1 protein-coding gene is annotated in these 1582 nt (G+C 69.3%); it reads right to left on the bottom strand.

The genetic code is table 11. The features are described from left to right. Positions 1 to 5 precede the first annotated feature (5 nt). A complete protein-coding gene (locus Pma05_RS42065) occupies positions 6 to 1454 on the bottom strand; it encodes an NF041680 family putative transposase (RefSeq protein ID WP_203863133.1) in 1449 nt (482 codons plus the stop codon). Between the last annotated feature and the right edge of the window lie 128 nt (positions 1455 to 1582).

Raw genomic sequence — 1582 nt, 5'->3', positions numbered from 1 at the left:
GTTTTTTAACCTTCGTGTCTTTGCTGGTTGGCTTGGGTGCGGGCGCGGTGGATGGTTTTACCGACGTCGTGGCGGGGTGCGCGGTGTCGGTTGGGGCTGCCGGGTGGGCGTCCGGGGCCTGGCCGGGTGGGTTTTGGTGCCTGTGTGGGATGGCTGGTCTTCGGCTGGAGGTTCCGAAACCCGCGGCGGACTCGGGCGGGGGTCAGACGTTCGGGTCGGGTGGGGTCGGCGGGTCGTTCCCAGGGACGACGCAGGTCGTCGGTGAGGCCGCGGGCCAGCCGTAGTTGGGTGTGTGCGGCGAGGATCAGCCAGGTCCAGGTGTCGGCCGCGTTCGGGTCGCGCAAGCGGGGTCGGGTCCAGCCGAGGGTCTGTTTGAGCAGCCGGAAGGTGTGTTCGAGGTCAAAGCGGCGTAGGTAGGCCTGCCAGAGCAGATCAGCCTGGGCGGCGGTCAGGTCGGGCGTGGAGCACCACAGCCAGATCGGTTTGGGGTTCTGACCGGACGGGACGCGGTCGACGGTCAGCCGCAGCAGAGTGCCTTCCAGGATCGGCAGCGGCCCGGTGTGGCTGATCCAGGCGGCGCGGCGGGTCAGCCGGGGATGTACCCGGTTCCAGGTGCGGGTTTGTGCGGTGCCGTAGCGGGAGGTGGCGGTGTGGGTGTGGTGGGTCGGCTGGGGCCAGGTGGTCTCGTCGGACAACCGCAGTTCCGGGCCGTGGTGGCGAGGCCGGCCGATCGTGGTCGGGGTGCGGGCTGGTGCCGGTAGGCGCATCACCCGGCTGGAACGCAGCCGCCCGAGGATCTCGACCGGTAGATCACGCAGGTCGTGGGTCAGGCGGGCGGAGTCGTAGCCTGAGTCGGTCACGATCAGGATCGGTGGGTCGCCCTCGCGTCGGTGTCCGGCGGTGATCAGCCGGTCCACGACCTCCCGCACCTGGGCACAGGTCACGGCCGTCTCGTCGTCGGCCGGACCGAGCCGGACCGCGTCGAGCAGCGCGGTCCAGGAGGTGGCGCCGGTCTCCAGGGCGGCCACGATCGAGTACGGCCAGCCGGGGACTCGCTGGTCCTGGGCGCGGGTCTGCCCGGTCACGTGGCAGTAGAGCCGGTCCGGGCTGGTGTGGGCTTCCCGGCGCAGCCACGCGGACACGTCCACCGCAAGCACGATCCGCCCGTCAGCGGCCAGCGGGACCGGCAACGCGGCCACGGCCCGGCGTAACCGGGCCAGTTCCAGACGCCCGTGGTTGACCGCATCGTAGAGCGCCCCATGACCCCGGCGATGTTCGGCGGTCAGGCTCAACCCGACCAAGCTGTCCACCGGGCCATCCGCGCACAACACCGCGTCGGTCAGCTCGAACAGGGCGTCCGCCCGACGGGTCAGACAGCCGTAAAACTCATCCCGGAACCCTGCGAGTCGCCGCAGCGACTCGACGCGGCCAGCGGGGTCGGGCACACTGCTCATCACGGCCTTCGGTTGTGAGTCATGTTCTTCTTCGGCGAGACGACATGATCACCGAAGGCCGTCTTCGTGTCCACTCACGACAGCGCAGAACATCAGGCGAGAGAGCCGAAGGTTAAAAAGCAAGACTA

It is taken from the genome of Plantactinospora mayteni (assembly GCF_016862935.1).
In the GTDB taxonomy this organism is placed as follows: domain Bacteria; phylum Actinomycetota; class Actinomycetes; order Mycobacteriales; family Micromonosporaceae; genus Plantactinospora; species Plantactinospora mayteni.
The sequence above is the reverse complement of the archived record's forward strand: the minus strand, read 5'-3'. Positions and strand labels throughout refer to the sequence as shown.

Bases quoted from the DNA above. Each gene is read 5' to 3' on its own strand.
- Pma05_RS42065 (WP_203863133.1), bottom strand. From the start codon at position 1,454: ATGAGCAGTGTGCCCGACCCCGCTGGCCGCGTCGAGTCGCTGCGGCGA.